The sequence below is a fragment of the Psychrobacter sp. DAB_AL32B genome (assembly GCF_002224105.1).
Classification (GTDB): domain Bacteria; phylum Pseudomonadota; class Gammaproteobacteria; order Pseudomonadales; family Moraxellaceae; genus Psychrobacter.
Map to the genome: position 1 here is coordinate 1 of NZ_NEXU01000044.1, position 3867 is coordinate 3867.

At 42.0% G+C, this 3867-nt stretch carries 4 protein-coding genes and 1 pseudogene; 2 read left to right on the top strand and 3 right to left on the bottom strand.

The features are described from left to right. Positions 1 to 896, top strand: an 896-nt coding sequence (locus tag CAN34_RS04890; protein ID WP_133063016.1) for a LysR family transcriptional regulator, incomplete at its 5' end; no start/stop codon positions are given. Between the two features lie 124 nt (positions 897 to 1020). Here the strand turns inward: CAN34_RS04890 and CAN34_RS04895 are convergent. Both CAN34_RS04895 and CAN34_RS04900 read right to left on the bottom strand, forming a co-directional pair. Further along, complete coding sequence (locus CAN34_RS04895) at positions 1021 to 2202, bottom strand: aspartate aminotransferase family protein (RefSeq protein WP_089554691.1); 1182 nt, start codon at positions 2200 to 2202, stop codon at positions 1021 to 1023. Positions 2203 to 2243: 41 nt separating this feature from the next. Further along, positions 2244 to 2441, bottom strand: a complete 198-nt coding sequence (locus CAN34_RS04900) for a DNA gyrase inhibitor YacG (protein ID WP_079691719.1) — start codon at positions 2439 to 2441, stop codon at positions 2244 to 2246. 249 nt (positions 2442 to 2690) lie between these two features. On the opposite strand from CAN34_RS04900, the gene CAN34_RS04905 reads away from it, so the two are divergent. Continuing rightward, positions 2691 to 3365, top strand: a complete 675-nt coding sequence (locus CAN34_RS04905) for a DUF938 domain-containing protein (RefSeq protein ID WP_089554692.1) — start codon at positions 2691 to 2693, stop codon at positions 3363 to 3365. A gap of 157 nt (positions 3366 to 3522) precedes the next feature. On the opposite strand, the pseudogene CAN34_RS04910 reads toward CAN34_RS04905, so the two are convergent. Next, positions 3523 to 3867: pseudogene (locus CAN34_RS04910) on the bottom strand (AarF/ABC1/UbiB kinase family protein); the annotation flags it as partial.

Consider the following 3867-nt stretch of genomic DNA (forward strand, 5'->3'; position numbering starts at 1 on the left):
TAGATAATTTACGTGGTATGGCCGTGTTTGCCAGTGTGGTCGGACACGGCTCTTTTAGTGGTTCAGCTCGCGAACTGGGTATTACCACCAGTGCTGTCAGTCAGCAAATACGCTCTTTAGAAAACGAACTCGGTGTAGTGTTATTACATCGCTCAACCCGTAAGCTAAGCTTAACAGAAGCGGGTGCAAGCTTTTATGAGGCGGCCAAAGACGTCGTTAGCGCAGCAGAACAAGGTCGAATCAAAGTCAACCAACTACGTGATGAGCTGGCAGGTAGTTTGCGTATTGCAACGACACCTGAGCTGGGTGTACATCATATTTTGCCAGCTTTATCTACTTGGATGTCAGCGCATGACGACCTCAGTATCACTTATTTTGCAGACAATAATTATATTGATATGATTGATGAGCGTATCGATATTGCGGTACGTATGAGCCCCAATATCAACGACTCAACTTTGAGTAATCATCCCTTATCTGATGTGCGTCAAATGTTGGTCGCTTCACCACAATATTTACGTCAGCACAAAAAGATTGAAACCCCGAAAGATTTAGCAGACCATCAGCTGATCTGCATTGATATCATGAAAGATGCGAATCATGTTGAGCTTACTCAGACTGAGACTGGTAAAAAAACACGTATTAAAATGAACTCACGTATTCATACCAATAATGTCTTTATGGCAATGACCATCGCCAAAGAGGGTCATGGAATCCTTAGAATGATGGAAATGGATGTTAAAAAAGAGCTGGAATCTGGCAATTTGGTCGAAGTTTTGACCGGCTACCAGATGCCAAGCTTTGTGCTGTATGCTGTTACCTTAAACCGTGAGCAACAGCCTGCAAAAATCACTCGCTGCTTAGAGGTGTTAAAGAAATACTTTCATGCAAACTAAAGCTTGATCTATTTAAGCGCTAATGCAGCTGACTGATTAGTAACAAGAAAAAATCCTATAGATAATATATATCTATAGGATTTTTTCTTGTATGTATTTTAACGGCTGTTATTTGAATATCATTTTAGAACGATGGTTTTAATAAGTTAACAAGACGTTCGACCACTTGTGAGCTTTCATCACGGCTAATATTAAGCGGTGGTAGCAAACGAATCACATGACCGCCAGTGACGTTGATGATGAGTTTCTGTTCATCACGGGCACGATCAACCAATTTGCTACAGTCCATATCCTTGGGTAGTACAATCCCAATCATCATCCCAGCACCGCGGCTACTGACCCCATGTTCTCCAAAAGCATCAACCATACTCTCGCGGATAAACTGTCCTTCGCTGACAGCATTGTTCATGATATCGCTGTTTGCCAATACTTCATATACGCTATGTACCACGCGGCTGGCTAATGGCGTGCCACCATAGGTTGAGCCATGACTACCAGCACCGAACAAGCCGTTAGCGCGACCACGTACCATGCAAGCACCTACTGGGAAACCATTACCTAAGCCTTTGGCCGTCGTCAATACATCAGGGCGAGCATTACTATGCTGATAAGCGAAATATTTACCAGTGCGTCCATTACCGGTTTGCACCTCATCCAGCATAAATAACCAATTATGGGTATCGCATATTGCTTGTAGCTGCTCAAGGTAAGCAAAGCCGTTAGCCGCCGTATTAAGACCGCCTTCACCTTGAATCGGCTCTACAAAGATAGCGCAAATATCTTCATGGTCATGAGCTGCCTGTTCAATCGCTGCAATATCACCAAAAGGAACACGAATAAAATCTTCATCTAAGGTATAAAAGCCTTCGCGCGCCTTCGGGTTGGCTGTGGCGGATAAGGTCAGTAGCGTACGACCGTGGAATGATTGCTCCATGACTATGACTTTTGGGCGCTTAAAGCCCTGCTGATGCGCGTATAGCCGTGCCAATTTTAGTGCTGCTTCGTTTGCTTCAGCGCCACTATTAGCAAAAAACACACTGTCCATTTGCGCCGCATTACATAAGGCTTCACCAGCACGCTCTTGCCAATCGATACCAAATAAATTACTGGTATGAACCAAAGTTGCCGCCTGCTGCTGGATAGCATCTGTGACTTGTGGATGACAATGGCCTAAGCCGCATACCGCGATACCAGTCAGTGCATCTAAATAGGGGGTATCATCTTTGGTATAAAGCCAACTTCCTGAACCTCGTGTAAAGCTGATTGGTTGACGATTATAAGTGGGCATCAGGTAAGTAGCAGACATGTACAACATCCTTGAAATAATAAAGTGGTTAAAGGTAGGGGTTATAGCTCATCAGAAAACGGCGTAGATTCGGCAGGTAAAGTATAATCTTCGTTTGCCCAAGCGCCTAGATCAATAAGCTTGCAGCGATGACTACAAAAAGGCTTATATTTATTGTCTTGCCATGCAGTCTGAGTGCCACAGCGCGGACAAGGATAGGTTCTGGGTGAAGTGTTGGTGCTGGGAGTAAGTTCAGTCATAATAAAAGTAAGTATATCCTTGGTATTATCAAAATAGGTTAGCAAAAAAGAAAGTATTTATAATTATAATAAGCGACAAATAAGAGCCAGTATTGTGTGTCTATTCTAAAATTATTGCTATAGCGAACAGCTTTACAGTGCCATTTGTCGATGGATAATCACGGTCCTTGTATTACTATTGGGCTGCATTGACTATATAATAGCATGTGGTCGAATAATGACAAATGACAAATACTTTAAGGGTAGTACATGACTGACAATCTCGAGCTTTCACATCAGCAAAAGCGTGCATTTCAACCACAAAGACTCTCAGCGCCACGCAATTTTACGCTGCCAGAAAGGTTGGATAAAAGTGAAGTGCCTTTAGTATTAGAGATTGGTGCAGGGAAGGGCAAGCATGCGCTTAGCTTTGTGCAGCAAAATCCTAATAAGCATCTTATTGCTATTGAGCGTACTCGTAATAAGTTTGACGCTTTTACTAAGTTGGCGGCGCAGCAGAACTCAAGCAATTTGGATGCTATTCATGCTGATGCTATTGCATGGATTGTACATGCGATTGCTCCCAACAGTATCGATAGCATTTTTATACTATATCCCAATCCTGAGCAGCATAACCCCAATCAGCAATGGTTAAACATGCCTTTTTTTGAATTTTTACTTTCACGCTTGCAGGTAGGCGGGGAGATCATACTGGCAACCAATATAGAAGCATATATGGATAACGCTGAACAGCAAGCGCACGAGGCTTGGTGTCTACCGAACATACGCCGTAAAGTCAAAAGTGACAGTCAACGTACCCATTTTGAAGTTAAATATTTAGCGCGCCAAGAAACCTGCTGGCAGCTTACCATGCGCAAGCCTAAAGACTACCAAACCAGATTTGATAGCTGGACTATAGATAATCTAAAATCTATAGAAATATAGCCTAAGTAAAGATTAAAGAACAACACCAAAAAGTAGATAAAGTTAGAAGCAAACCAATATAAGTACCTAGAAAATATAGAATAGCCTAAGCAATAAAAATAAATAAACAAAAAAACCGCCACAAAAGGGCGGTCTAAAAAGTAGACAAATTCTTACATTACAAGAAAGGCTTTACTAATGTAGTAGAGTCAGTATGCGCATCAAGCACCGTCAAAAAGGTATAGGCGCCAATAAATTTTCGACTGATAAACATAAATTCTTTGGGCGGAAGATTAAACTCAAAAGATTGCATAGCTCGTGTGGCATCATTTGAAAGGCGGGTATGTAATTTACTATTTGCCCAAATATAGCGCTGCTGTTCGTCCAAACAATCAGCAGGGATATCAGGGTTTAGTGCAGGATCACTGAAAGGTTCTGTAGCAAGCAAAAACAATGAGGCGATATCAGAGCGTACTTTAGCGCTCATAGTATCGAAAAAATCATAAACTTTCATTACAAACAT

Bases quoted from the DNA above. Each gene is read 5' to 3' on its own strand.
- CAN34_RS04895 (WP_089554691.1), bottom strand. From the start codon at position 2,202: ATGTCTGCTACTTACCTGATGCCCACTTATAATCGTCAACCAATCAGC.
- CAN34_RS04900 (WP_079691719.1), bottom strand. From the start codon at position 2,441: ATGACTGAACTTACTCCCAGCACCAACACTTCACCCAGAACCTATCCT.
- CAN34_RS04905 (WP_089554692.1), top strand. From the start codon at position 2,691: ATGACTGACAATCTCGAGCTTTCACATCAGCAAAAGCGTGCATTTCAA.